Annotated in this window: 2 protein-coding genes; one reads left to right on the top strand and one right to left on the bottom strand. The window is 64.7% G+C overall.

All coding sequences use genetic code 11. From position 1 onward, the window contains the following. Window positions 1-12: 12 nt before the first annotated feature. Window positions 13-921, top strand: coding sequence for a LysR family transcriptional regulator (locus tag EN749_RS35735; protein ID WP_127809052.1), 909 nt, complete (start codon window positions 13-15; stop codon window positions 919-921). Here EN749_RS35735 and EN749_RS35730 read toward each other — a convergent pair. Further along, a partial coding sequence (locus tag EN749_RS35730; RefSeq protein ID WP_145991179.1) for an MFS transporter occupies window positions 885-1,426 on the bottom strand: 542 nt, incomplete at its 5' end. The genes EN749_RS35735 and EN749_RS35730 overlap by 37 nt on opposite strands.

Raw genomic sequence — 1,426 nt, 5'->3', positions numbered from 1 at the left:
ATTCATAAATGAATGACTGAAATCGACTGGAACCTGATCAAGAGCTTTGTCGCCGTGGCAGAATCCGGCAGCCTGTCGGCCGCCGCGCGAAAGCTTTCGGCCAGCCAGCCGACGCTTGGCCGTCACATCGGCGAGTTGGAACAGGCGCTGGGCGTCACGCTGTTCCGTCGAGGACGGCACGGCTACGAACTGACGGAGGCCGGCAGCACGCTGTTCGAACGCGGCAAGGCGGTCAGCGAGCAGGCAAGCGCCTTCTCACTCCTGGCGCTGGGTTCGGTCGAGGCCATCGAAGGCACGGTGCGCATCGCCGCCAGCGAGGTCGTGGCGGCCTATGTCCTGCCTGAGATGACGATGCGGCTGGGGATCGAGGAGCCCGGCATCGAGGTCGAGATCGTTGCTTCGAACCAGGTCGAGAACCTGCTGCGTCGAGATGCCGACATCGCCATCCGCATGGTCAAGCCGGCGCAGAACGAGCTGACGGCACGCAAGGTCTGCGATATCGAGCTCTGCGCCTGCGCGGCCAAATCCTATCTCGACAGGCGCGGCCGTCCGCTGAAGCCTGCCGATCTTGTCGACCACGATCTGGTCGGCTTCGATCGCGGCGACGAGATCATCAGGGGCTTTACCCAGCATGGCATCCCCGTCACCCGGAGCAGCTTCCGCTTCAGGGCCGACAACCAGATCGTTTTGTGGGAAGCGGTGCGGGCGGGAAACGGCATTGGCCTCGGCCAGGAGCCGCTGGCCGACAGGGATCCTTTGATTGAGAAGGTGCTGCCTGACCTGCCGCTGCCGGTTCTGCCGGTGTGGCTGGCGATGCATCGCGATGTGCGTACCAGCGTGCGCATCCGCCGTGTGGTGGATTTCCTCCACGAGGAGCTGAAACGCTATTCGGCGGGTGCTGGCGCGAATTCGGCGCGGTGAGCGAGCCCGGCCATCAGCAACACGATGATCAGCAGTCCCGACATGGTGATGAAGATCGGGCCGAAGCTGGAATGCTCGGCAACGAAGCCGATCGCCGACGGCGCCACCAGTATGCCGCAGTATCCGATAGTGGTGACCACGCTCATGCCGGTGCCGGAAGACATGCCTTCCTGGTTGCCGCCGGCCGAAAAGATGATCGGCACCATATTGGCGATGCCGAAGCCGCAAAAGGCAAAGGCTGCAATGGCGAGCCAGGGCGAGGGCGCCAGGCCAGCCACCAGCATGCCGACCGCGGCTACGAGGGCCGACACGCGCAGCGTCGTCACCGCGCCGAAGCGATTGCGTATGCCGTCGCCGAAGAACCGCGTAACCGCCATGACGCCCGAAAATCCGGCGTAGGCGAGGCCGGCAACGGCGAGATCGGCGCCGAGCTCCTGGCGCAGATACAGGGCTGCCCAGTCGAGCACCGCGCCTTCGGAGATCATCGCCAGCAGCGCCATCAGTC

Origin of the sequence: Mesorhizobium sp. M7A.F.Ca.ET.027.02.1.1 (genome assembly GCF_004022985.1) — a bacterium.
GTDB lineage: Bacteria > Pseudomonadota > Alphaproteobacteria > Rhizobiales > Rhizobiaceae > Mesorhizobium.
Note: the sequence above shows the minus strand (reverse complement) of the source record. Positions and strands in the feature narration are given on the sequence as shown.

Bases quoted from the DNA above. Each gene is read 5' to 3' on its own strand.
- EN749_RS35735 (WP_127809052.1), top strand. From the start codon at position 13: ATGACTGAAATCGACTGGAACCTGATCAAGAGCTTTGTCGCCGTGGCA.